The organism is Burkholderia sp. AU28863, from assembly GCF_002223195.1.
Classification (GTDB): Bacteria; Pseudomonadota; Gammaproteobacteria; order Burkholderiales; family Burkholderiaceae; genus Burkholderia; species Burkholderia sola.
This window is the reverse complement of the sequence record NZ_NKFE01000004.1, coordinates 309,489-333,376: the sequence shown is the minus strand read 5'-3', so window position 1 is coordinate 333,376 and position 23,888 is coordinate 309,489. Positions and strand designations below refer to the sequence as shown.

Here is a 23,888-nt window from a genome sequence, read left to right as displayed (position 1 = left end):
CCCGGCGCTGACTGCCGGCGCCGGAGCGTTTCGTGGATGGCAGGTTTGTTGGCAGGGTGGCCCGGCATGCGGGCCGCGGCGCCGCGAAGCGGCCCGCAAGCCCTGCAAGGTAGAACATGACGGCCCTCGCAACACCGCCGCCCGGCTGAGCCGGCGTGCCCCTTTCGCGATCGACCCGGTCGCTCCCCGCCGGTTACCGCCGGCGCTCCTCAGTCCCATCATCACGTAGCAATGCTTTGACCACCATGTCCACTTCGCCCAAGATCATCTACACCCTCACCGACGAAGCGCCGGCGCTCGCGACCTATTCGCTGCTGCCGATCGTCAAGGCCTTCACGCGTTCGTCCGGCGTCGCCGTCGAAACGCGCGACATCTCGCTCGCCGGCCGCATCATCGCGGCATTCGCAGACGTCCTGCCGTCGGAGCAGAAGGGTTCCGACGATCTGGCCGAACTGGGCCAGCTCACGCTGAAGCCGGAAGCGAACATCATCAAGCTGCCGAACATCAGCGCATCGGTGCCGCAGCTGAAGGCCGCGATCGCCGAACTGCAGGCGCAGGGCTACGCGCTGCCGGCCTATCCGGAAGATCCGTCGACGGACGAAGAGAAGGCCGTCAAGGCGCGCTACGACAAGATCAAGGGCAGCGCGGTGAACCCGGTGCTGCGCGAAGGCAACTCCGACCGCCGCGCGCCGCTGTCGGTCAAGAACTACGCACGCAAGCATCCGCACAAGATGGGCGCGTGGAAGGCCACGTCGAAGGCCCACGTCGCGCACATGACCGAAGGCGACTTCTACGGCAGCGAGAAGTCGGCGCTGATCGCCGAGGCCGGCAGCGTGAAGATCGAACTGACGACGACCGACGGCGCGAAGAAGGTGCTGAAGGAAAAGACGGCCGTGAAGGCCGGTGAAGTGATCGACGCATCGGTGATGAGCCGCACCGCGCTGCGCAGCTTCATCGAAGCGCAGATCGCCGACGCGAAGGCGCAGGACGTGCTGTTCTCGGTGCACCTGAAGGCGACCATGATGAAGGTCTCGGACCCGATCCTGTTCGGTCACTTCGTGTCGGTGTTCTACCGCGACGCGCTCGCGAAGCACGCGGACGTGCTCGCGAAGGTCGGCTTCAACCCGAACAACGGGATCGGCGACCTGTACGCGCGCCTGAAGGACCTGCCGGCCGACACGCGCGAAGCGATCGAAGCCGACGTCAAGGCCGAGTACGCGGTGCGCCCGCGTCTCGCGATGGTCAACTCGGACAAGGGCATCACGAACCTGCACGTGCCGAGCGACGTGATCGTCGACGCATCCATGCCGGCGATGATCCGCGATTCGGGCGGCATGTGGGGCCCGGACGGTCAACTGTACGACGCGAAGGCCGTGATTCCGGACCGCTGCTACGCGGGCGTGTACCAGGCCGTGATCGAGGACTGCAAGCAGCACGGCGCGTTCGATCCGGTCACGATGGGCAGCGTGCCGAACGTTGGCCTGATGGCGCAGGCGGCCGAGGAATACGGTTCGCATGACAAGACGTTCCAGATCCCGGCGAACGGCGTCGTGCGCGTCACCGACGACGCCGGCAACGTGCTGCTCGAGCACGCGGTCGAGGCGGGCGACATCTGGCGCATGTGCCAGACGAAGGATGCGCCGGTGCAGGACTGGGTCAAGCTCGCGGTCAACCGCGCCCGCGCGACCGGTGCTCCGGCCGTGTTCTGGCTCGATCCGGCGCGCGCGCACGATGCGCAGATCATCGCGAAGGTCGAACGCTACCTGAAGGATCACGACACGAACGGCCTCGACATCCGCATCATGACGCCGGAAGACGCGACCCGCTTCTCGCTCGAGCGCATCCGCGCGGGCAAGGACACGATCTCGGTCACCGGCAACGTGCTGCGCGACTACCTGACCGACTTGTTCCCGATCATGGAACTCGGCACCAGCGCGAAGATGCTGTCGATCGTGCCGCTGATGGCCGGCGGCGGGATGTTCGAAACGGGTGCGGGCGGCTCCGCGCCGAAGCACGTGCAGCAGTTCGTCGAGGAAGGTTTCCTGCGCTGGGATTCGCTCGGCGAATTCCTCGCGCTGGCCGCGTCGCTCGAACATCTCGGCAACGCGTACCAGAACCCGAAGGCGCTCGTGCTCGCGAAGACGCTCGACCAGGCGACCGGCAAGTTCCTGGACGAGAACAAGTCGCCGGCGCGCAAGGTCGGCGGCCTCGACAACCGCGGCAGCCATTTCTACCTGTGCCTGTACTGGGCACAGGCGCTGGCCGAGCAGACTGAGGACGCCGCGCTGAAGGCGCAGTTCGAAGGCGTCGCTAAGGCGCTGTCCGACAACGAAGCGCGCATCCTGGAGGAACTGACGGCTGCGCAAGGCAAGCCGCAGGCGATCGGCGGCTATTACCGTCCGAACGTCGACCTGACGAGCCAGGCAATGCGCCCGAGCGCGACGCTGAACGGCATCGTCGACGCGGTTGCCTGACGCCGGCCGCGCCATCGCGCGAGCCGATGCATGTGTCGATGCGGCGCGGTTACCCGTTCGCCGCCCGACACGCAATGAAAACGCCCCGGTCGCCCGGGGCGTTTTTCGTTGCAGGCGTGCCATTCAGACGTGAACGATTTCCCATTCGGTGATTTCGTCCGGCACTTCGAGCGTGGCCGTGTCCAGTTCGGACAGTTGCGCGCAGTCGCCGCGGGAGATGCGGTCGGCCGCGACTTCCGGGCACGAGAACGCGCCGAGCGAGGCGTTGCCGAACGTCGCTTCCCAGCCGCCGTTTGCCGGCAGGATGTAGAACGACCCGAGCGCTGAACCAAAGCGAAATCCCTTCATTTCCGTTCTCCCTTTCTGATGACGAGCGATTCTGTTGTGGCGCCTGCCGGCTCGGCCGGCTGTCGCCCGACGGACGGCTTGCGCCGGATTCCGTATCGAACGTCGTGGCGAAGCGTCAGTGCATGGAACAAAGTCTACGTCCGCGACGCGGTTGTATGGTGCATGTAGAACGGCTTCTCGAAACAAAAAATTATTACTAAAAACAGTGGCTTATATTTGTCATTTTGTATTGCGGAAAGGTTTTCGGCATCGCGAAACGGCGAATTTGTGCCCTGCACCACGAATTTTTATAACGCAGGGACTTGTTCCGCATCGTGAAAAATTGACGGGTTTACGGATCGTCGAGGCATCAGGCGGGAATCCCGGGGGGCGGCGCGAAAGCGCAAAGGGACGGCAGTTGCGCAGCGATGGCTGCCGAAGCGCCGCTCGGCGATGTCAGCGTGGCGCCGCGGCCGGTGCGATCGCGATGTTCGCCGCGGCGTATCGCCGCCCGCCCGGTGACGTCGTTTTTCGATCCGGCCCTGCGGTTATGATGACGCGACCGCCGCGTCTGTCGCGCGCGCTGCATGAATAACGAGGATCGATTGATGAGACGGAGAACCTTTCTGTCGCGCGCCATCGGCGTCGCGACCGCGTCGCTGTTCGCGCGCACCGCGTGGGCGCAGCACGCCGGTCATGCGGGCATGGCCGGCATGGATTCGATGGACGACATGCCGGGCATGTCGGGTATGTCAGGGATGCCGGCGCACGCGCAGCACCGCGCGCCGGTGCCGGCCGCGCTCGCGGCTCCCGACGCGCTGCCGGCCGGCGCGCCGCTCGCGACGTTGCGCACGCTGGCCAACGAAAGTCGCGAGCCCGGCATGTTCCGGGCGACGCTGGTCGCTCAACCGGTGGCGCGACCGCTGCTGCGCGGCGCGCGGCCGACGACGTTCTGGCAGTTCGGCGCGGGCACGCAAGGGCCTGTCGTCGGCCCGCTGATCGACGTGCGCGAGGGCGATACGGTCGAGATCCGGTTCGTGAACAAGCTGCCGCAACCGTCGACGATCCACTGGCACGGCCTGCCCGTGCCGCCCGACCAGGACGGCAACCCGTCGGATCCTGTCGCGCCCGGCGCGTCGCGTGTGTATCGCTTCACGCTGCCGAAGGGCAGCGCCGGCACTTACTGGTACCACCCGCATCCGCACATGATGACGGCCGAGCAGGTATTCCGCGGGCTGGCCGGCCCGTTCGTCGTGCGCGCCGCGGACGATCCGCTGACCGGCTGGCCCGAGCGGCATCTGTTCGTGTCGGACCTGAAGCTTGCACGCGACGGCACGATTGCGCCGAACGACATGATGGACTGGATGAACGGCCGCGAAGGCCAATTCGTGCTGATCAACGGCGCGCGCCGGCCGCGCATCGATATCACGAGCGACGAGCGCTGGCGTGTGTGGAACGCGTGCAGCGCACGCTACCTGCGCATCGCGTTCGACGACGGCCGCGTGTTCGAGCACGCAGGCACCGACGGCGGTTTGTTCGACGCGCCGCGGCGCGCGACGTCGCTGCTGATTGCGCCGGGAGAGCGCGCGGAGTTGCTGGTACGCGCCGGCGACCGTGCGTCGCGCGCGGTGCTGCAGGCGGCCGAGTACGACCGCCGCAAGATGGCGATGTCGCACGACGACGGCCACGGTAGCCTGCCGCCCGATCCGGCGCTGGCGCTGGCTGACGTCGCGTTCGCCCCCGCCGGGGCCCGCGCGCTGCCTGCCACGCTGCGCGCGGTGCCGCCGCTGGGCGAACCGGTGACGCACAAGACGGTTGCGTTCGGCGAGGAAATGGACATGGACGCGATGATGAAGGGTGGCGCGCACGGCCGCCCGGCGGGCATGCGCTTCACGATCAACGGCGACACCTACGCGCCGCATCGCGCGACGCTGACGAGCCGCCGCGGCGACGTCGAACGCTGGGAGATTCGCAATGGGACGGACATGGATCACCCGTTCCATCTGCACGGCACGCAGTTCCAGGTGATCGAGCGGACGTCGGGTGGTTCACGCACCAGCGAACCGTTCCGTGCATGGCGCGATACGGTGAACGTGCGCAGCGGCGAAACCGTGTCGATCCTCGTCACGCAAGACATGCCGGGCGAGCGCATGTTTCACTGTCACATTCTCGAGCATGAGGATCTCGGGATGATGGGGACGCTGAAGGTCGTCTGAACCGTGGCGGCGCACGATAGGTCATGTGTCGCCGACGGTCGAAATCGAACGCAGCAGACAAGCCGCGCATCGTATTCGGTGCGCGGCTTTTTTCGTATTCCGGCTTGACCGTGCGTTTTATGTCGGCCACGCATACGACCGGCGCGCGATTTAAAGGGTCTCTTAGCCGCCGGAACGCAAAATAGAACTTGTCCTATTTTCTGGGACGTCCGTGCTTCCTATACTGCTCCGCGATCACCTCGGAAGGTGACACGCTCGGATTGCCGGGCGCGGTGGAAGGGCGACATCTCTGGAATACCGGATGCATCGTCGACCCCCGATGTTTCGGCAAAACGCACAAGTGCGGCGCTAACAATATTGAGATTTGGTGGGTAGAGTCTCACGCCGGAATGTTTGATGTGGATTTGGTTAGGAATATTATGAAAATAATTAGTAATCCGAATGGAATGCGGGAAATGAAAGGCAGGCGCTCTGTTTCGGATACCGCACGCATGCTCGCCATGCGTGCGATCGCGTCCGGTGTGACTGGCGTGCTCGGATTGATGCTCGTGGACGCCAACGCTCAAACGATTAGCGAACGGGTGGACTCGCTGGAAAGTAGCGTGTCGACGATCAACGGCAAGCTGTCGGGCCTGCAGGGCGATGTCTCCGATCTGAAGAATCGCCTCGAAGGTTCGCTGCCGTCTCCGGGCACCGGCAAGGACAGTGTCGCGGTTGGCAAGAATTCGAATGCATCCGGGGCGGGGAGTACGGCAACTGGCGTGAACGCCTCGGCGACGGGCGAATCGAGCACGGCCGCAGGTGCCGATTCGGAGGCGTCAGGCACGAACAGCACGGCCAATGGTGCGCGGTCGAAGGCGACCGGCGAATCGAGCACGGCCACAGGTGCCGATTCGGAGGCGTCAGGCACGAACAGCACGGCCAATGGTGCGCGGTCGAAGGCGACCGGCGAATCGAGCACGGCCACAGGTGCCGATTCGGAGGCGTCGGGCAAGGACAGCACGGCCAATGGTGCGCGGTCGAAGGCGACCGGCGAGTCGAGCACGGCCGCAGGTGCCGATTCGGAGGCGTCGGGCAAGGACAGCACGGCAAATGGCGCGCGGTCGAAGGCGACCGGCGAGTCGGGCACGGCCGCAGGTGCCGATTCGGAGGCGTCAGGCACGAACAGCACGGCCAATGGTGCGCGGTCGAAGGCGACTGGCGAATCGAGCACGGCCACAGGTGCCGACTCGGAGGCATCGGGCAAGGACAGCACGGCAACCGGTGCGCGGTCGAAGGCGACGGGTGAATCGAGCACGACGACGGGTGCCGACTCGGAGGCATCGGGCAAGGACAGCACGGCAACCGGTGCGCGGTCGAAGGCGACCGGCGAATCGAGCACGGCCGCAGGTGCCGACTCGGAGGCGTCGGGCAAGGACAGCACGGCAGCCGGTGCGCGGTCGAAGGCGACGGGCGAATCGAGCACGGCCGCAGGTGCCGACTCGGAGGCGTCGGGCAAGGACAGCACGGCAGCCGGTGCGCGGTCGAAGGCGACCGGCGAATCGAGCACGGCCGCAGGTGCCGACTCGGAGGCGTCGGGCAAGGACAGCACGGCAGCCGGTGCGCGGTCGAAGGCGACGGGTGAATCGAGCACGGCGGCAGGTGCCGACTCGGAGGCGTCGGGCGCGAACAGTACGGCAAACGGTGCACGATCGCAGGCAACCGGCGACTCGAGCACGGCGGCCGGCGTGGACGCACGAGCATCCGGCACGAACAGCACGGCGAACGGCGCGCGTGCGTCGGCGACCGGCCGCGACTCGACGGCAATGGGGGTGAACGCAAAGGCGCTCGGCGACGGCAGTTCGAGCTTCGGCGTCGGCGCGTCGTCGTCAGGCACGAACAGCACGGCGCTTGGCACGGACGCGGTCGCGGCCGGCCGGAATTCGGTTGCGCTCGGCCACGGCTCCATTGCCGATCGTGACGATACCGTGTCGGTCGGGGCGCCGGGCCAGGAGCGCAAGCTCGCGAACGTTGCCGACGCGGTTCTGCCTCACGATGCGGTCAACCTGAAACAGTTGAACGCAGTAGCCCGACGCGCGTACAGCGGTGTGGCGGCAGCGACTGCATTGTCGATGATTCCGGATGTCGATCTGGGCAAGACGATCGCAGTGGGTGTCGGCATGGGCAGCTATCTCGGCTACCAGGCCGTCGCGCTGGGCGCGTCGGTGCGGATCGGCGAAAACCTGAAGGTGCGCGCCGGAGCCGGCATGAGTTCGGCTTCGACGACGTGGGGTGCGGGCGCGTCGTACAGCTGGTAAGCCACGCGGGGCAGGCCTAGCCGTTTAACTGCTGCGGCAAGCCCGTTAGGTCGCCGCACGGCAGTCCACCGTGCGGTGACAACTGACAATCTGTATGCCAGACCCGACAATCGCGCTTCTTTCATCGCAATTGTGCGAATCCGGCAGCTAATAGACAAGAAAGTGCGGACTGCAATAACAAAACCCAATATGCAAAAAAAGAAACCCGGCGCAATGCGCCGGGTTTCTTCGTCAGATATCCGATGCCTTATACGGCCTGGATGTTCGACGCTTGCTTGCCCTTCGGCCCTTGGACGACGTCAAAGCTCACCTTCTGGCCTTCCTTCAGCGTCTTGAAGCCATTCATGGTGATAGCCGAGAAGTGCGCAAACAGATCCTCACCGCCCTCGTCGGGAGTGATGAAACCGAAGCCCTTCGCGTCGTTGAACCATTTAACGATACCAGTTGCCATTTCCTACTTCCCCTGTCACACAGTCGCTGCTACTTACCACGAGCACGCTCGAAAAGCTAAACGACCGGAAAATGCAGCCGTTCCCCCCTCACAAGCTCACCTCGGCCCTTTCGTTTCGCCAACCGGCGAATTGAAAAAAGTGCCAGCTTGATTGTTGGCGCTCTTTATTGGAGTGTCAAGTGGAATTTTTAGACGTTTAGAGGGTCGTTGTAAAGAACCCATTTTCAGGGTTTTTCCGGCTTTGCTTGCCTGCATGCGGCCAAGCGCAAGGGCTTGAAAAGCCGCATAATCGGCTCATATACCAGGCTCGAGTGACACGCGTTCGAGTCGTCCCGGCTTGTGGGATACTGGATGCGGACACGGGCGTTCCGGTGCGATTCCCCCCTGACGGTTCGTGTTCCGCGCCATGCGTGAAAGCCGGCACCGCAGCCGGCTTTCGTATGGCGCGAAGGCGATCGCGTGTTCCGGGATACCGGGGAGGGCGCCGGCCGGTCGGTCGGGTAATGGCAGGATTGCGGGCCTGTCCGAGTTGTTTAGAATGGGTGTATGGCGATTATCCCGGACAAGCAGGACAGTACCGTCCTGGAACGCAAGCAGCAGAAGCTCAAGCCGCCTTCGATGTACAAGGTGGTGCTGCTGAACGACGACTTCACGCCGATGGAGTTCGTCGTGATGGTGGTCCAGGAGTATTTCAAGAAGGATCGCGAGACGGCCACGCAGATCATGCTGAAGGTCCATCGCGAAGGGCGAGGGGTATGTGGGGTCTATACGCGGGACATCGCGTCGACCAAGGTTGAGCAAGTCGTTACCCATGCGCGGCAGGCAGGGCATCCGCTGCAGTGCGTGATGGAGGAAGCATGATTGCCCAGGAATTGGAAGTCAGCCTGCACATGGCGTTCATGGAAGCACGCCAGGCGCGCCATGAGTTCATTACGGTCGAGCATCTGCTGCTGGCCCTGCTGGATAATCCGACGGCGGCCGAGGTGTTGCGCGCGTGCGCGGCAAACATCGAGGACCTGCGTCAGAACCTGCGCAATTTCATCCACGACAACACACCTACCGTCCCGGGTACCGACGATGTCGATACCCAGCCGACGCTGGGTTTCCAGCGCGTGATCCAGCGCGCGATCATGCACGTGCAGTCGACGTCGAACGGCAAGAAGGAAGTGACCGGCGCGAACGTGCTGGTCGCGATCTTCGGCGAGAAGGATTCGCACGCCGTGTACTACCTGCAGCAGCAGGGCGTCACGCGCCTCGACGTGGTGAACTTCATTTCGCACGGCATCGCGAAGACGAACAGCGGCGAAGCCGCGAAGTCGACCGACGCGAACGCGGAAAGCGAAGACGCGAATGCGCAGAAGGAAACGCCGCTCGCGCAGTTCACGCAGAACCTGAACCAGATGGCGAAGGACGGCCGCATCGATCCGCTGATCGGTCGCGAGCCCGAGGTCGAGCGCGTCGTGCAGGTGCTGTGCCGCCGCCGCAAGAACAATCCGCTGCTCGTCGGCGAAGCCGGGGTCGGCAAGACCGCGATCGCCGAAGGGCTCGCGTATCGGATCACGCGCGGCGAAGTGCCGGACATCCTCGCGAACGCGCAGGTGTACTCGCTCGACATGGGCGCGCTGCTGGCGGGCACCAAGTATCGCGGCGATTTCGAGCAGCGTCTGAAGACGGTGCTGAAGGAGCTGAAGGAGCGTCCGCACGCGATCCTGTTCATCGACGAAATCCATACGCTGATCGGTGCGGGCGCCGCGTCGGGCGGCACGCTCGATGCGTCGAACCTGCTGAAGCCGGCGCTGTCGTCGGGCACGCTCAAGTGCATCGGAGCGACGACGTTCACCGAATATCGCGGCATCTTCGAGAAGGACGCGGCGCTGTCGCGGCGCTTCCAGAAGGTCGACGTGACGGAGCCGAGCGTCGAGCAGACGGTCGCGATCCTGCGCGGGCTGAAGTCGCGTTTCGAGGAGCACCACGGCGTCAAGTATTCGTCGGGCGCGCTGTCGGCCGCGGCCGAACTTTCGGCGCGCTTCATCACCGATCGTCACCTGCCGGACAAGGCGATCGACGTGATCGACGAGGCGGGCGCCGCGCAGCGCATCCTGCCGAAGTCGAAGCAGAAGAAGACGATCGGCAAGGGCGAGATCGAGGAAATCATCTCGAAGATCGCGCGCGTGCCGGCGCAAAGCGTGTCGCAGGACGATCGCAGCAAGCTGCAGACGCTCGACCGCGACCTGAAGAGCGTCGTGTTCGGCCAGGATCCGGCGATCGACGCGCTCGCGGCGTCGATCAAGATGGCGCGCGCGGGCCTCGGCAAGATGGACAAGCCGATCGGCGCGTTCCTGTTCTCGGGCCCGACGGGCGTCGGCAAGACCGAAGTGGCGCGCCAGCTCGCGTTCACGCTCGGCATCGAGCTGATCCGCTTCGACATGTCGGAATACATGGAGCGTCACGCGGTGAGCCGGCTGATCGGCGCGCCGCCGGGCTACGTCGGGTTCGACCAGGGCGGCCTGCTGACCGAAGCCGTCACGAAGAAGCCGCATTGCGTGCTGCTGCTCGACGAAATCGAGAAGGCGCATCCGGACATCTTCAACGTGCTGCTGCAGGTGATGGACCACGGCACGCTGACGGACAACAACGGCCGCAAGGCGGATTTCCGCAACGTCATCATCATCATGACGACGAACGCGGGCGCCGAGTCGATGCAGAAGGCGACGATCGGCTTCACGACGCGCCGCGAAACCGGCGACGAGATGACCGACATCAAGCGCCTGTTCACGCCGGAGTTCCGCAACCGGCTGGATGCGATCATCAGCTTCCGCTCGCTCGATGAGGAAATCATCATGCGCGTGGTCGACAAGTTCCTGATCCAGCTCGAGGAACAGCTGCACGAGAAGAAGGTCGACGCGCTCTTCACCGACGCGTTGCGCAAGCATCTCGCGAAGCACGGCTTCGACCCGCTGATGGGCGCGCGGCCGATGCAGCGGCTGATTCAGGACACGATCCGTCGTGCGCTCGCCGACGAGTTGCTGTTCGGCAAGCTGCTCAACGGCGGCCACGTGACGGTCGACGTCGATGAAAGCGACAAGGTGCAGTTGTCGTTCGACAAGCTGGCGAATCCGCCGCACAAGCCGAACGAAGAGACGGTCGAAGTCGAGTAAGCGATAATTCGTTGTTCATGCGAACGGCGCGGGAAGTTCTCCGCGCCGTTTCGTTTTATCCGGCGCCGGCGGCGCGATGGCAGGGCAGGGGAGTAGTACGCAGTGACACGACAACAACGGTCGTTCGACGCTATCGTCGCGCGCGAACAAGGGTTGCGCCACGCGCTGACGTCGGGGCAGATGGCGATGATCGCGATTGGCGGCGCGATCGGCACGGGGCTGTTCCTCGGCAGCGGATTCGCGATCGGGCTCGCGGGGCCGAGCGTGCTGGTATCCTACGCGATCGGCGCGCTGATTGCGCTGCTGCTGATGGGCGCGCTCGCGGAAATGACCGTCGCGCATCCGACGGCCGGCTCGTTCGGCGCCTATGCGGAGCACTACGTCGGCCCGCTCGCGGGTTTTCTCGTGCGTTATGCGTACTGGTTCGCCGTGGTATTCGCGATCGGTACGGAGATCAGCGCGATCGCCGTGTTCATGAAGTACTGGTTTCCGGCCGTGCCCGGTTGGTACTGGGTGATCGGTTTCTCCGCGCTGCTGATCGCGGTGAACCTCGCGAGCGTCACGCTGTACGGGACCATTGAATACGCGTTCTCGCTGCTGAAGATCGCGGCGATCGTCGTGTTCGTCGTGCTCGGCGCGTTTCTCGTCTGGTCGGCGCCGGCCGCGTCAGGCATCGGTTTCGCGAACTACACCGCGCACGGCGGCTTCATCCCGAAGGGGCCGTGGGGCACCTGGGTCGCGGTGATCGTCGCGATCTTCAGCTACATGAGCATCGAGGCCGTCGCGATCGCGGCCGGCGAGGCGCGCGATCCGCAGCACGCGGTCACGCGCGCATTCCGCTCGACCGTGTTCCGGCTCGTGCTGTTTTACCTGCTGACGCTCGCGCTGATGCTCGCGATCGTGCCGTGGACGCAGGCCGGCACCGACGAAAGCCCGTTCGTGAAGGTGATGGCCGCGACGCACGTGCCGTATGCGGCAGGCGTGATCAACTTCGTGCTGCTGATCGCGGCGCTGTCGGCGATGAACAGCCAGCTCTACGTGACGACGCGGATGATGTTCAGCCTGTCACGCGCGCACCTCGCGCCCGCGGTGTTCGGCCGGCTCGGCGCGAACGGCGTGCCGCGCGCCGCGCTGTGGATCTCGACGAGCGGCGTCGCGGTGGCGGCCGTGCTGGTCGCGCTCGCGCCCGATACCGCGTTCACGGTGATGATGGCAATCGCGATGTTCGGCGCGCTGTTCACCTGGCTGATGATCTTCGTCACGCACCTGAGGTTTCGTTCTCGGTATCGCGGCCCTACTCTCGCATTCCGGATGTGGGGGCACCCGTTCGGCAGCCTGCTCGGCGCGGGGCTCGTCGCGGCGATCCTGCTGACGACTGCTTTCACGCGCGAATTCCGGATGACGATGGTGGTCGGCGTCGTGTTCGTCGTGCTGCTGACGCTCGCCTATGCGCTGCATTACCGGCACCAGCACGCGCGCTGATCGCGGCGTACCGAAATCACGCCCGCGTGCCGGATCGTGAAGACCTGCGCGGCGGGCCGTGCTGGTCGGGTCGTTCATGCAAGCATCGTACTGGCGCGGCGTCGCGAATCGGCGCCTGCGCGAGTCGCGCCACCGGGCGCCAAGTGACGGCGCGCAAAAAGCAAAAGGGGCCGAGGCCCCTTTTTTCGTACCGCGTGGCTCAGTGCCGGCCGGTGCTGCCGAACCCGCCTTCGCCGCGGTCGCTCTCGGCGAATTCGTCGACGATGTTGAACTGTGCCTGCACGACCGGCACGATCACGAGCTGCGCGAGGCGTTCGAACGGGTTCAGCACGAACTCCGTCTGGCCGCGGTTCCACGTCGAGACCATCAACTGGCCCTGGTAGTCGGAGTCGATCAGGCCGACGAGGTTGCCGAGCACGATTCCGTGCTTGTGGCCGAGGCCCGAGCGCGGCAGGATCAGCGCCGCATAACCGGGATCGGCGAGGTGAATCGCGAGGCCCGTCGGCACCAGCGTCGTTTCGCCGGGTTGCAGCGTGACCGGTGCGTCGAGGCATGCGCGCAGGTCGAGGCCGGCGCTGCCAGTGGTCGCGTAGGCGGGCAGGTAGTCGCGCATGCGCGCGTCGAGAATCTTCAGGTCGAGTTTCATGCGGTCGTCGAATCGGTCGGGAAGGACGCGGCGGCAAGCGCCGCCGCGCGGGGATCAGATCAGGCGGTTGTCGGGCAGGCGCTTCGCGATTTCGGCCACGAGCGTATGCGCGAGTTCGTCTTTGGGCGCGCGCGGCAGGCGCGTCAAGCCGGCGGCCTCGAACAGCACGACTTCGTTGTCGTCGCGGCCGAACGTCAGCGGGCCGAGGTTGCCGACGAGCAGCGGCACGTTCTTGCGCTTGCGCTTGTCGTCGCCGTGCACGTCGAGGTCGCCGCTTTCGGCCGCGAAGCCGACGCAGAACGGCGCATCGGGCAGCGCCGCGACCGACGCGAGGATGTCGGGGTTCTCGACGAACGCGAGCGCCGGCATCTTGCGGTCAGCCGTCTTCTTCATCTTGTGCTCGGCCGGCTGGTCGACGCGCCAGTCGGCGACCGCGGCCACCGCGATGAAGATGTCGGCATCGGCGACCGCATGCATCACCGCGTCGTACATCTGCTGCGCGGTCTGCACGTCCTGGCGGTACACGCCCCACGGCGTGTCGAGCGCGACCGGCCCGGCGACGAGATGCACGTCGGCGCCGGCCTGTTGCGCGGCGCGCGCGAGCGCGAAACCCATCTTGCCGCTGGAGCGGTTCGTCAGGCCGCGCACCGGGTCGAGCGGCTCGAACGTCGGGCCGGCCGTGATCAGGACGCGGCGGTGCGCGAGCACCTTCGGCGCGAAGTGCGCGACGATCGCTTCATAGATCGCTTCGGGCTCGAGCATGCGGCCATCGCCGACTTCGCCGCAGGCCTGCGCGCCCGAATCCGGGCCGAGCACCGACACGCCGTCCGCGCGCAATTGCGCGGCGTTGCGTTGGGTGGCCGGGTTCTGCCACATCTGGCGGTTCATTGCGGGCACGACGAGCAGCGGACAGTCGCGCGCGACGCACAGCGTCGACAGCAGATCGTCGGCGAACCCGTGCGCGAGCTTCGCGAGGAAATCCGTCGACGCGGGCGCGATCACGATCGCGTCGGCTTCGCGCGACAGGTCGATATGCGCCATGTTGTTGTCGATGCGCGCGTCCCACTGGCTCGTATAGACGGGCCGGCCCGACAGCGCCTGCATCGTGACGGGCGTGATGAACTGGGTGGCGGCGTCGGTCATCGCGACCTGCACGGTCGCGCCGGCCTTCACGAGCAGCCGCGTGAGTTCGGCGATCTTGTAGCAGGCGATGCCGCCCGTCAGGCCGAGAACGAGGTGTTTTCCTGCGAGTTCTGCGTGTGCCAACTCAGGCCTCCTGGGGTCAAACGGAACGGCCGGCGCGAAGCCGGCCGTCGACACGGAGTATGCGCGCTCAGCGCGCGCCGCGCACGCGCCGCAGCTCGTCGTAGATCAACAGCACCGCGCCGATCGTGATCGCGGAATCGGCGAGGTTGAACGCCGGGAAGTGCCACGCGCCGACGTGGAAATCGAGGAAGTCGATCACGTGGCCGTAGACGAGCCGGTCGATCACGTTGCCGAGCGCGCCGCCGAGGATCAGCGCGAGCGACACGCTGAACAGCCGCTGGTGGCCGTGGCGCTTCAGCAGGAAGCAGATCACGAGCGTCGCGCCGACGCCGAGCGCGGTGAACGCCCAGCGCTGCCAGCCGCTCGCGGTCGACAGGAAGCCGAACGCGGCGCCGCGGTTGTACACCAGCACGAGGTTGAAGAACGACGTCAGCGCATGCTGCGCGCCGTACGCGAACGTTTTGAGGATCGCGATCTTCGACAACTGGTCGAACAGGATCACGATCAGCGAAATGCCGAGCCAGGGCGCGAGCGCGCCGCCGACCGGTTTCGACAGGGTCTTCGCCATGGTTATGCAGCGCTCCGGGTTTCGCCGTTTTCAAACAGGTTCGAGAAGCAGCGGCCGCACAGCGTCGGATGCTCGGCGTGCGCGCCGACATCTTCGCGGTAGTGCCAGCAGCGTTCGCACTTCTGGTACTTCGACGCGGCCACGTCGACGCTTTCCTGCGCTTCGTCGTCAACCTTCACGACGGTCGCCGCGGACGTGATCAGCACGAACTTCAGGTCGTCGCCGAGGCTCGTCAGCGCGTCGTAGCGCGCGCCGCTCGCATGCACGGCCACTTCGGCTTGCAGCGACGAACCGATGCGGTTCGCGGTGCGCGCTTCCTCGAGCGCCTTCGTCACGTTGCCGCGCACGTCGCGCAGCAGCGCCCACTTGTCGATCAGCGCGGCCGAGCCGGCGACTTCCGGATACGCGTAGTAGGTTTCCGTGAAGATCGTGTCGCTTGCCGGCTGGAACACCTTCCACGCTTCTTCCGCCGTGAACGACAGGAACGGCGCGAGCACGCGCAGCAGGCCGTGCGTCAGGTGGTACAGCGCGGTCTGCGCGGAGCGGCGCGCGCGCGAATCGGCGGCGCTCGTGTACAGGCGATCCTTCAGCACGTCGAGGTAGAAGCCGCCGAGGTCTTCCGAGCAGTACGTCTGCAGCTTCGCGACGACCGGGTGGAATTCGTACTTCTCGTAGTGGCCGAGCAGTTCGGTCTGCAGTTGCTGCGAGAACGCGACCGCATAGCGGTCGATCTCGAGCCATTCGTCGACCGGTACCGCGTGCTGCGCGAAATCGAAGTCCGACAGGTTCGCGAGCAGGAAGCGCAGCGTGTTGCGGATGCGGCGATAGCCTTCCGTCACGCGCTTCAGGATTTCCTCGGAGATCGCGAGCTCGCCCGAATAGTCGGTCGACGCGATCCACAGGCGGATGATTTCCGCGCCGAGACGGTTCGCGACTTCATGCGGGTCGATGCCGTTGCCGAGCGACTTGCTCATCTTGCGGCCTTCGCCGTCGACCGTGAAGCCGTGCGTGAGCAGGCCCTTGTACGGCGCGCGGCCGTCGATCATCGATGCCGTCAGGAGCGACGAGTGGAACCAGCCGCGATGCTGGTCCGAGCCTTCGAGGTACAGATCGGCCGGGAACTGCAGCTGATCCTTGTGCGAGCCGCGCAGCACGTGCCAGTGCGTCGTGCCCGAGTCGAACCACACGTCGAGCGTGTCGCGGTTCTTCTCGTACAGGTTCGCGTCGTCGCCGATCAGCTCGCGCGGATCGAGCGATTGCCACGCCTCGATGCCCGACTGCTCGACGCGCTTCGCGACTTCCTCGAGCAGCTCGAGCGTGCGCGGGTGCAGCTCGCCGGTTTCCTTGTGCACGAAGAACGCCATCGGCACGCCCCACTGGCGCTGGCGCGACAGCGTCCAGTCGGGACGGTTCGCGATCATGCTGAACAGGCGCTGCTTGCCCCACGACGGGTAGAACGCGGTCGCGTCGACACCTTCGAGTGCCGTCTCGCGCAGCGTCTTGCCGCCGTCGCGCGGCGTCACGTCCATGCCGGCGAACCACTGCGACGTCGCGCGGTAGATGATCGGCGTCTTGTGGCGCCAGCAATGCATGTAGCTGTGCGTGTACTTCTCGCTGCGCAGCAGCGAGCCGGCCGCGTTCAGCGCGTCGACGATCTTCGGGTTCGCGTCCCAGATCGACAGGCCGCCGAACAGCGGCAGCGATTCGATGTAGCGGCCGTCGCCCATCACCGGGTTGATGAAGTCGGAATCGGTCATCCCGTGCGCCTTGCACGACTGGAAGTCCTCGATACCGTACGCAGGCGACGAGTGCACGACGCCGGTACCGGTGTCGGTCGTCACGTAGTCGCCGAGATAGACGGGCGCGGTGCGCTGGTAGCCGGGGTGGGCCGATGCGAGTGGGTGGTGGAAGCGCAGGTTCGCGAGCTTCACGCCGGGCGCGGTCGCGACGACGCGGCCGGTCAGCTTGAAGTCGGTCATGCAGGCTTCGACGCGCTCTTGCGCGATGATCAGCAGCCCGCGCTCGGTATCGACCAGCGCGTAGATGATTTCCGGATGGAGGTTCAGCGCCTGGTTGGCGGGAATCGTCCACGGCGTGGTGGTCCAGATCACGATGCCGCCGTCGGCGCGCGGCAGCGCCGGCAGGCCGAACGCGTGCGCGGTCTTTTCCGGTTCCGCGAACGCGAACATCACGTCGATCGTCGGGTCGGTGCGGTCCTTGTACTCGACTTCCGCTTCCGCGAGCGCCGAGCCGCAGTCGAAGCACCAGTTGACCGGCTTCAGCCCGCGGTACACATAGCCCTTCTCGATGATCTTGCCGAGCGCGCGGATTTCTTCCGCCTCGTTCACGAAGTTCATCGTCTTGTACGGATTCGCCCAGTCGCCGAGCACGCCCAGGCGCTTGAAGCCGACCTTCTGCTTCTCGATCTGCTCGGTCGCGTACGCACGCGCCTTGCTCATCACTTCGGCCGCCGGCAGCGACTTGCCGAACTGCTTCTCGATCTGGATCTCGATCGGCATCCCGTGGCAATCCCAGCCCGGCACGTACGGCGCGTCGAAGCCGGCCATGTTGCGCGACTTGACGACGATGTCCTTCAGGATCTTGTTGACCGCGTGGCCGAGGTGGATGTCGCCGTTCGCATACGGCGGGCCGTCGTGCAGGATGAACTTCGGCCGGCCCTTGCTGGCCGCGCGGATCTTGTCGTAGATGCCGCGCTCCTCCCACTCCTTGACCCACTGCGGCTCGCGCTTGGGCAGGTCGCCGCGCATCGGGAACGGCGTGTCGAGCAGGTTGACCGGATACTTGGCCTGCGGTTTCGAATCGGCTTTCTTGTTGCTCATGATGGGATCGCTATCTAAATCGGGGACGCTCGGGCGTCGTGAATCGGGTAGGCGCGCGACAGGGCGGCGCGAGGGGTGCGGCGCGCGGCGCCGCCGTCCGGATCAGCTAATTCGGTCGGTGGCCGACGTCGCGAAGCCCGTCGCGCGGCTGCCCGGCGCGCAGTCGCGCTCGATGAAGTACGCGCGTGCGTTCGCGACGTCCAGCGCGATCGCGCGCGACAGCGCCTCGAGATCGTCGAACTTCGCCTCGTCGCGCAGCTTCTTCAGGAATTCGACGCGGATCAGCTTGCCGTATGCATCGCCGTGCCAGTCGAGCAGGTGGACTTCGAGCAGCACGCGGCCCGAATCGTCGACGGTCGGGCGCAGCCCGAGGCTCGCGACGCCCGGCAGCGGCTCGGGGCCGAGGCCGTGCACCTGCACGACGAAGATGCCCGCGAGCGCCGGCCGCTTGTGCGCGATCGGCAGGTTCAGCGTCGGGAAGCCGAGGTCGCGGCCGAGCTTGAGCCCGTGCGCGACGTGGCCGCTGATCGCGTAGCCGTGGCCGAGCGCCTGCGCGGCCGCGTCCAGATCGCCCGCGGCGAGCGCCGCGCGCACGCCGGAGCTGGAAATGCGCGTGCCGTCGCTGCCGGCCACCGTGCCCATCTGCTCGACCTCGAAGCCGTGCTGTTCGCCGGCCGCCTTCAGCGTGTCGAAGGTGCCCGCGCGCTTCGCGCCGTAGCAGAAATCGTCACCGACCATCATCCAGCGCGCGTGCAGCCCGTTCACCAGCGTGCGCTCGACGAACGCCTGCGGCGACTGGCTCGCGAAGGTGTGGTTGAAGTGCTCGACGACGACGCGGTCGACCCCGTGGTCGCGCAACGCTTCCAGCTTGTCGCGCAGCATCGCGATGCGCGGCGGCGCGCCGGCCGGGTTGAAGAATTCGCGCGGGTGCGGCTCGAACGTCATCACGCACACGGGCAGGCCGCGCGCGTCCGCTGCCGCGCGCACGCGCGCGAGCAGGGCCTGGTGGCCGCGATGGACACCGTCGAAGTTGCCGATCGTCAGCGCGCACGGGGCGCGGCTCTCGGCGTTGGGCAGGCCGCGGAAGACTTTCACGATAGCGGATGCAGCGTCGGGGGAATGGGCGGTGGGATGCCGCAAAGCAGAAGATTATAAACGTTCGGGCGGCCCGACGGCCGAGAAGGCGGGAAACGCGAGGGCGAATGGTAAAATTCGCGGATGAAAAAACTCGTGATCCTGATTTCCGGTCGCGGCAGCAACATGGAGGCCATCGTTCGCGCGTGCGCGCAGGAACGCTGGCCGGCCGAGATTGCCGCCGTGATCGCCAACCGGCCGGATGCGGCCGGGCTGGCTTTTGCCGCGTCGCACGGCGTGGCGACGGCGGTGGTCGACCACCGGTCGTTCGACGGCCGCGACAGCTTCGACGCGGCGCTTGCCGCCGAGATCGACCGTTTCGCGCCCGATCTCGTCGTGCTTGCCGGCTTCATGCGCATCCTCACGCCCGCATTCGTCAGACGATACGAAGGTCGGCTGCTGAACATCCATCCGTCGCTGCTGCCGAGCTTCAAGGGCATCCACACGCATCAGCAGGCGCTGGATGCCGGCGTCGCGCTGCATGGCGCGAGCGTGCATTTCGTCATTCCCGAGCTCGACAGCGGCGCGATCGTCGCGCAGGGCGCGGTACCCGTGCGCGCCGGCGACGACGCGGCCGCGCTCGCGCGGCGCGTGCTGACGGTCGAGCATGTGCTGTATCCGCGCGCGGTGCGCTGGTTCGTCGAGGGGCGGTTGCGCCTCGAGAACGGCCGTGCAGTGGTGGCGCCCGAAGAGGCGCGCTGGATTTTCGCGGATCAACCGCATACCGAAACGAGTGAGGGCGTATGAAGCTGCACGGATTCCTGATCGGCCAGACCGAGACTTTGCTGGCCGAGGTGCTGAAGTTCGCCGGCCCCGCCGACGCGACGACAAGCCGGTTCTTCCGCGCGCACCCGAAGCTCGGGCATGCCGAGCGCGGCGTGATCGCCGAGGCCGTGTTCGCGGTGCTGCGCCGGAAGATGGAGTTCTCGCATCTGGCCGAGAGCGGCACCGGCACGCCCGCGCGGCGCCTCACGCTGCTCGGCCTGATGCAGACGATGGGGCGCAATGCGCTGAAGCCGTTCCTGTCCGACACCGAGTCCGCATGGCTCGAGCACGTGTCGAAGATCGATCCGGCGAGCCTGCCCGTGCGGATTCGCACGAACCTGCCCGACTGGATTCACCAGGCGCTGTCGGCCCGTTTCGACGCCGACGAGCTCGCGCAGCTCGCCGCCGCGCTGAACTACCCGGCGCCGCTCGACCTGCGCGCCAACGCGCAGAAGGCGAGCCGCGACCAGGTGATCGAAGCGCTGCGCGTGAGCGGCATCGACGCGGGCGCGACACCGTTCGCGCCGTTCGGCGTGCGCGTGGTCGGCAAGCCGGCGCTGACGCGCCTGAAGCTGTTCGAGGAAGGCGCGATCGAGGTGCAGGACGAAGGCAGCCAGCTGCTGTGCTCGCTGGTCGCGCCGCGGCGCGGCGAGATGGTCGTCGATTTCTGCGCGGGCGCGGGCGGCAAGACGCTCGCGCTCGGCGCGATGATGCGCTCGACCGGGCGCCTCTATGCGTTCGACATCTCGGAGAAGCGCCTCGCGAAGCTGAAGCCGCGCCTCGCGCGCAGCGGGCTGTCGAACGTGAACCCGGTGCTGATCGACAGCGAGCACGACGCGAAGATCAAGCGGCTCGCCGGCAAGATCGACCGCGTGCTGGTCGACGCGCCGTGCAGCGGCCTCGGCACGCTGCGCCGCAATCCGGACCTGAAGTGGCGCCAGACGCGTACGGCGATCGACGAGCTGACGCCGAAGCAGGCGTCGATCCTCGCGAGCGCCGCGCGGCTCGTGAAGAAGGGCGGCCGGCTCGTCTACGCGACCTGCAGCGTGCTCGATGCCGAGAACGAACGCATCGTCGAGCAATTTCTCGCCGATCACCCCGAGTTCGTGCTGGTGCCGGCGCAGCAGGTGCTGGCCGACCAGCGCATCGAGCTCGAGACGGGCGACTACCTGTCGCTGTGGCCGCACCGTCATGCGACCGACGGCTTCTTCGCCGCGGTGCTCGAACGCCGCGCCGCGCCGTAACGACTGCCCGGACGGACGATGGAGAATCTGCAGAGCCGCCTGCTGTCGCACCGGCTGGCATCGGTGATTCGCGATTTCCACCAGCCGGTGATGATCTGGCAGGCGGCGATCCTCGTCGGTGCGCTGTGCTTCGCCTGGGTGGCCGCGCGCTTCGTGCACGGCCGCATCGATGCACGGCGGCGGGCGGCCGGGCGCGCGCCGGGCGCGGGCGCGCAGAGCCTGAAGCGTGCGCTGTTTCCGCTGTTCGGCAGCGTGTTCGTCGGCGGCGCGCAGCTCGCGTTCGAACCGTTCATGTCGACGTCGCTGCTGTCGCTCGCGCTCGTGCCGCTGTTCGGCATCGGACTGATCTACGTGCTGTTCTTCTTCGCGCGGCGCGTGTTCGCACGCGACGGCCATACGCACGCGTGGCTGTCGATCGTCGAGAAGATCGTGTCGACCGTCGTGTGGGCCGCGATGGTGATGACCGTGCTCGGCATCCAGCGCGACGTGCTTGGCTGGCTCGACAGCGTGCAGTTCCGGGTCGCGACCGCGCACCTCACGCTGCTGTCGGTGATCTCCGGCGCGCTGTGGGTGTGCGTGACGCTGATGGTCGCGATGTGGCTCGGCTCGGTGCTCGAGGATCGCCTGTCGCGCGCAAGCACGCTCGACGCGAACCTCAAGGTCGTGCTGTCGCGGGTCGGCCGCGCGCTGCTCGTGTTCGCGGCGATCCTGATCGGGCTGTCGCTCGTCGGCATCGACGTGACGGTGCTCGGTGTGTTCGGCGGCGCGGTGGGCGTCGGCCTGGGTTTCGGGCTGCAGAAGATCGCGAGCAACTACGTATCGGGCTTCATCATCCTGCTCGACCGCTCGTTGCGGCTCGGCGATGCGATCAGCGTCGGCGGGCTGCAGGGCGTCGTCACGCAGATCCGCACGCGCTACACGGTCGTGCGCGGCCTCGACGGCAACGAGACGCTGATTCCGAACGAGAAGCTGATCACCGACGTCGTGCAGAACCAGTCGTCGTACCTGACGCGCGGCTATGCGAAGGTCGCGGTGCAGGTCGCGTACACGAGCGACGTCGAGCGGGCGCTCGCGTTGCTCGCCGACGCCGCGATGGACGTGCCGCGCGTGCTGGCCGACCCCGCGCCGACCCCGTACCTCGTGAGCTTCGGCGCGGACGGGATCGATCTGGAGCTCGGTTTCTGGATCGAGGATTCGGCGAAAGGCACGTCGGGCGTGCGCTCGAGCGTGAACCGCAACATCTGGCGGCTGTTCAGCGAGCACGGGATCTCGATTCCGTTCCCGCAGCGCGAAGTGCGCGTGGTTGGGCTCCCGGACGGCTTTCCCGCGGCGGGCGCGGCGGCCGGGCTCGAGCCGACGGCGGCCAACGGTGCGCGGGACGGGCACGCGCCGGCGGCGTAGCGGACGCGGGCGGTCAATCGTACCGATTCCGCGGTCGAAACCGGATCGCGGGCCTTTCCCAGTCCGCGCATGGACCGCGCGGATTGCGTCAGGGCAAGAAAATATTCATTTTTTACAAAGACTTGGAACGGTTGAAGTAAAATTCCGGTCTACACGCGGTATGCTTTCATTCTTCTGACGCCAGCGTGGCGTCGCTCTCATCACGGGTAACTGCCTTGTTGAATTCCCTGCTCGATTTTCTTTCCCACGGGCTCCTGCATTTTTCGTGGTGGCAGGTCGCGTTGTTCGCGCTCGCCGTCACGCACGTCACGATCATCGGCGTGACCGTCTACCTGCACCGTTGCCAGGCGCACCGCGCGCTGGAGCTGCATCCGATCGCGAGCCACTTCTTCCGCTTCTGGCTGTGGATGACCACCGGCATGCTGACCGGCCAGTGGGCCGCGATTCACCGCAAGCACCACGCGAAGTGCGAGACCGAGGAAGATCCCCACAGCCCGCAGACGCGCGGCATCTGGAAGGTGTTCCTCGAGGGCGCCGAGCTGTACCGCGCGGAAGCGAAGAACGAAGAGACGATGCGCAAGTTCAGCCACGGCACGCCGAACGACTGGCTCGAGCGCAACGTCTACTCGAAGTACCCGATTCTCGGCATCAGCATGATGATGGTGATCGACGTCGCGCTGTTCGGCGTGCTCGGCCTGACCGTGTGGGCCGTGCAGATGGTCTGGATTCCGTTCTGGGCCGCGGGCGTCGTGAACGGCTTCGGTCACTTCTGGGGCTATCGCAACTTCAACTCGGCCGATGCGAGCACGAACCTGTTCCCGTGGGGCATCGTGATTGGGGGCGAGGAACTGCACAACAACCACCACACGTTCGCGACGTCGGCGAAGCTGTCGAACAAGTGGTACGAGTTCGACATCGGCTGGATGTACATCCGCATCATGTCGGCATTCGGTCTCGCGAAGGTGAAGAAGGTCGCGCCGACGCCGCGCCTGAACAAGCCGAAGACGGTGCTCGATCAGGAAACGCTGCAGGCCGTGCTGTCGAACCGCTACGAAGTGATGGCGCGCTACGGCAAGGCCGTGAAGCGCGCGTACCGTCAGGAGCTCGCGCACCTGAAGGAGCTCGGGTCGAGCGAGAAGTACCAGCTGATGCGCAGCGCGCGCAAGTGGTTCCACAAGGACGCCGACGGCCTCGACGAGCCGCAGAAGAAGCTGCTGCCGGAAATCTTCGCGAACAGCCAGAAGCTGCATACGTACTTCCAGCTGCGCCAGGATCTGGCCGCGATCTGGGATCGTTCGACCGCGTCGCGCGAACAGCTTCTCGCGCAATTGCAGGATTGGTGCCATCGCGCAGAACAAAGCGGCATCAAGGCGCTGCAGGAATTCGCGACACGCCTGCGTCGCTACGCCTGATTCGAAATCGATTAGAATCTCAGGACGTCACAAACCCCGCGTTGGCGGGGTTTTTTCATTTGGGCCGCCGGTTTTTGACGGATCGGCGGCGGCGGGATTGGTATGAGGCTTGGGGCCGGCGTCGGTGCTGAAGCACTCACTCCGGCCGACCGCGTAGCATGGGGCATGAGTAAGCGCTGAAGCGCTAACTCCTGCCGACAGGAGATA

At 66.1% G+C, this 23,888-nt stretch carries 17 protein-coding genes and 1 pseudogene; 11 read left to right on the top strand and 7 right to left on the bottom strand.

Annotated elements, in window-relative coordinates; translation table 11 throughout:
- Positions 1–245: 245 nt before the first annotated feature.
- Complete coding sequence (locus CFB81_RS13060) at positions 246–2,474, top strand: NADP-dependent isocitrate dehydrogenase (protein ID WP_089435512.1); 2,229 nt, start codon at positions 246–248, stop codon at positions 2,472–2,474.
- A 123-nt stretch (positions 2,475–2,597) separates the two neighbouring features.
- Here CFB81_RS13060 and CFB81_RS13055 read toward each other — a convergent pair whose 3' ends face one another.
- Positions 2,598–2,822, bottom strand: coding sequence for a hypothetical protein (locus tag CFB81_RS13055; protein WP_089435511.1), 225 nt, complete (start codon positions 2,820–2,822; stop codon positions 2,598–2,600).
- A gap of 587 nt (positions 2,823–3,409) precedes the next feature.
- Here CFB81_RS13055 and CFB81_RS13050 point away from each other — a divergent pair.
- From CFB81_RS13050 to CFB81_RS36530, 3 genes and pseudogenes are all read left to right on the top strand, one after another.
- On the top strand, positions 3,410–5,017 hold the full coding sequence (locus tag CFB81_RS13050; protein ID WP_089435510.1) for a multicopper oxidase family protein: 1,608 nt from the start codon (positions 3,410–3,412) through the stop codon (positions 5,015–5,017).
- A 389-nt stretch (positions 5,018–5,406) separates the two neighbouring features.
- A pseudogene (locus CFB81_RS36880) lies at positions 5,407–6,759 on the top strand (hypothetical protein); the annotation flags it as partial.
- 69 nt (positions 6,760–6,828) lie between these two features.
- Complete coding sequence (locus CFB81_RS36530) at positions 6,829–7,314, top strand: YadA-like family protein (protein ID WP_256122084.1); 486 nt, start codon at positions 6,829–6,831, stop codon at positions 7,312–7,314.
- A gap of 247 nt (positions 7,315–7,561) precedes the next feature.
- Here the strand turns inward: CFB81_RS36530 and CFB81_RS13040 are convergent, their stop codons facing one another.
- Complete coding sequence (locus CFB81_RS13040) at positions 7,562–7,765, bottom strand: cold-shock protein (RefSeq protein WP_006488945.1); 204 nt, start codon at positions 7,763–7,765, stop codon at positions 7,562–7,564.
- 546 nt (positions 7,766–8,311) lie between these two features.
- Here CFB81_RS13040 and clpS point away from each other — a divergent pair.
- The 3 genes from clpS (at position 8,312) to CFB81_RS13020 (ending at position 12,405) form a co-directional block, all read left to right on the top strand.
- Positions 8,312–8,626, top strand: coding sequence for an ATP-dependent Clp protease adapter ClpS (clpS, locus tag CFB81_RS13030; RefSeq protein WP_006398529.1), 315 nt, complete (start codon positions 8,312–8,314; stop codon positions 8,624–8,626).
- Positions 8,623–10,923: an ATP-dependent Clp protease ATP-binding subunit ClpA gene (clpA, locus tag CFB81_RS13025; protein ID WP_069620437.1), complete on the top strand. Its 2,301-nt coding sequence runs from the start codon at positions 8,623–8,625 to the stop codon at positions 10,921–10,923. The genes clpS and clpA overlap by 4 nt, the downstream gene beginning before the upstream one ends.
- A 102-nt stretch (positions 10,924–11,025) precedes the next feature.
- Positions 11,026–12,405 carry an amino acid permease gene (locus CFB81_RS13020; protein WP_089435508.1) on the top strand — a complete coding sequence of 460 codons (1,380 nt, stop codon included), beginning with the start codon at positions 11,026–11,028 and terminating at the stop codon, positions 12,403–12,405.
- A gap of 199 nt (positions 12,406–12,604) precedes the next feature.
- Here CFB81_RS13020 and dut read toward each other — a convergent pair whose 3' ends face one another.
- From dut to CFB81_RS12995, 5 genes are all read right to left on the bottom strand, one after another.
- The gene (gene dut, locus CFB81_RS13015; RefSeq protein WP_060210760.1) at positions 12,605–13,051 is read right to left on the bottom strand and encodes a dUTP diphosphatase; all 447 of its coding nucleotides are present in this window, start codon (positions 13,049–13,051) and stop codon (positions 12,605–12,607) included.
- Positions 13,052–13,105: 54 nt separating this feature from the next.
- A complete protein-coding gene (gene coaBC / locus CFB81_RS13010) occupies positions 13,106–14,317 on the bottom strand; it encodes a bifunctional phosphopantothenoylcysteine decarboxylase/phosphopantothenate--cysteine ligase CoaBC (RefSeq protein ID WP_069620435.1) in 1,212 nt (403 codons plus the stop codon).
- A gap of 67 nt (positions 14,318–14,384) precedes the next feature.
- Positions 14,385–14,885, bottom strand: a complete 501-nt coding sequence (gene lspA, locus CFB81_RS13005; protein ID WP_089435507.1) for a signal peptidase II — start codon at positions 14,883–14,885, stop codon at positions 14,385–14,387.
- 2 nt (positions 14,886–14,887) lie between these two features.
- On the bottom strand, positions 14,888–17,725 hold the full coding sequence (gene ileS / locus CFB81_RS13000; RefSeq protein WP_089435506.1) for an isoleucine--tRNA ligase: 2,838 nt from the start codon (positions 17,723–17,725) through the stop codon (positions 14,888–14,890).
- Between the two features lie 102 nt (positions 17,726–17,827).
- Positions 17,828–18,820: a bifunctional riboflavin kinase/FAD synthetase gene (locus CFB81_RS12995; RefSeq protein WP_089435505.1), complete on the bottom strand. Its 993-nt coding sequence runs from the start codon at positions 18,818–18,820 to the stop codon at positions 17,828–17,830.
- A gap of 123 nt (positions 18,821–18,943) precedes the next feature.
- Between CFB81_RS12995 and purN the strand changes: the two genes are divergently transcribed.
- The 4 genes from purN to CFB81_RS12975 all read left to right on the top strand — a co-directional run bounded on the left by purN (position 18,944) and on the right by CFB81_RS12975 (position 23,681).
- The gene (gene purN, locus CFB81_RS12990) at positions 18,944–19,606 is read left to right on the top strand and encodes a phosphoribosylglycinamide formyltransferase (protein ID WP_069620431.1); all 663 of its coding nucleotides are present in this window, start codon (positions 18,944–18,946) and stop codon (positions 19,604–19,606) included.
- A complete protein-coding gene (locus tag CFB81_RS12985; protein ID WP_089435504.1) occupies positions 19,603–20,868 on the top strand; it encodes an RsmB/NOP family class I SAM-dependent RNA methyltransferase in 1,266 nt (421 codons plus the stop codon). The genes purN and CFB81_RS12985 overlap by 4 nt, the downstream gene beginning before the upstream one ends.
- An 18-nt stretch (positions 20,869–20,886) precedes the next feature.
- Positions 20,887–22,269, top strand: coding sequence for a mechanosensitive ion channel family protein (locus CFB81_RS12980; protein ID WP_089435503.1), 1,383 nt, complete (start codon positions 20,887–20,889; stop codon positions 22,267–22,269).
- A gap of 215 nt (positions 22,270–22,484) precedes the next feature.
- A complete protein-coding gene (locus tag CFB81_RS12975) occupies positions 22,485–23,681 on the top strand; it encodes an acyl-CoA desaturase (protein WP_069620428.1) in 1,197 nt (398 codons plus the stop codon).
- Positions 23,682–23,888 lie beyond the last annotated feature (207 nt).

Bases quoted from the DNA above. Each gene is read 5' to 3' on its own strand.
- CFB81_RS13040 (WP_006488945.1), bottom strand. From the start codon at position 7,765: ATGGCAACTGGTATCGTTAAATGGTTCAACGACGCGAAGGGCTTCGGT.
- ileS (WP_089435506.1), bottom strand. From the start codon at position 17,725: ATGAGCAACAAGAAAGCCGATTCGAAACCGCAGGCCAAGTATCCGGTC.
- lspA (WP_089435507.1), bottom strand. From the start codon at position 14,885: ATGGCGAAGACCCTGTCGAAACCGGTCGGCGGCGCGCTCGCGCCCTGG.
- clpS (WP_006398529.1), top strand. From the start codon at position 8,312: ATGGCGATTATCCCGGACAAGCAGGACAGTACCGTCCTGGAACGCAAG.
- CFB81_RS12985 (WP_089435504.1), top strand. From the start codon at position 19,603: ATGAAGCTGCACGGATTCCTGATCGGCCAGACCGAGACTTTGCTGGCC.
- CFB81_RS13050 (WP_089435510.1), top strand. From the start codon at position 3,410: ATGAGACGGAGAACCTTTCTGTCGCGCGCCATCGGCGTCGCGACCGCG.
- CFB81_RS13060 (WP_089435512.1), top strand. From the start codon at position 246: ATGTCCACTTCGCCCAAGATCATCTACACCCTCACCGACGAAGCGCCG.
- CFB81_RS12980 (WP_089435503.1), top strand. From the start codon at position 20,887: ATGGAGAATCTGCAGAGCCGCCTGCTGTCGCACCGGCTGGCATCGGTG.
- clpA (WP_069620437.1), top strand. From the start codon at position 8,623: ATGATTGCCCAGGAATTGGAAGTCAGCCTGCACATGGCGTTCATGGAA.
- dut (WP_060210760.1), bottom strand. From the start codon at position 13,051: ATGAAACTCGACCTGAAGATTCTCGACGCGCGCATGCGCGACTACCTG.
- CFB81_RS13055 (WP_089435511.1), bottom strand. From the start codon at position 2,822: ATGAAGGGATTTCGCTTTGGTTCAGCGCTCGGGTCGTTCTACATCCTG.
- purN (WP_069620431.1), top strand. From the start codon at position 18,944: ATGAAAAAACTCGTGATCCTGATTTCCGGTCGCGGCAGCAACATGGAG.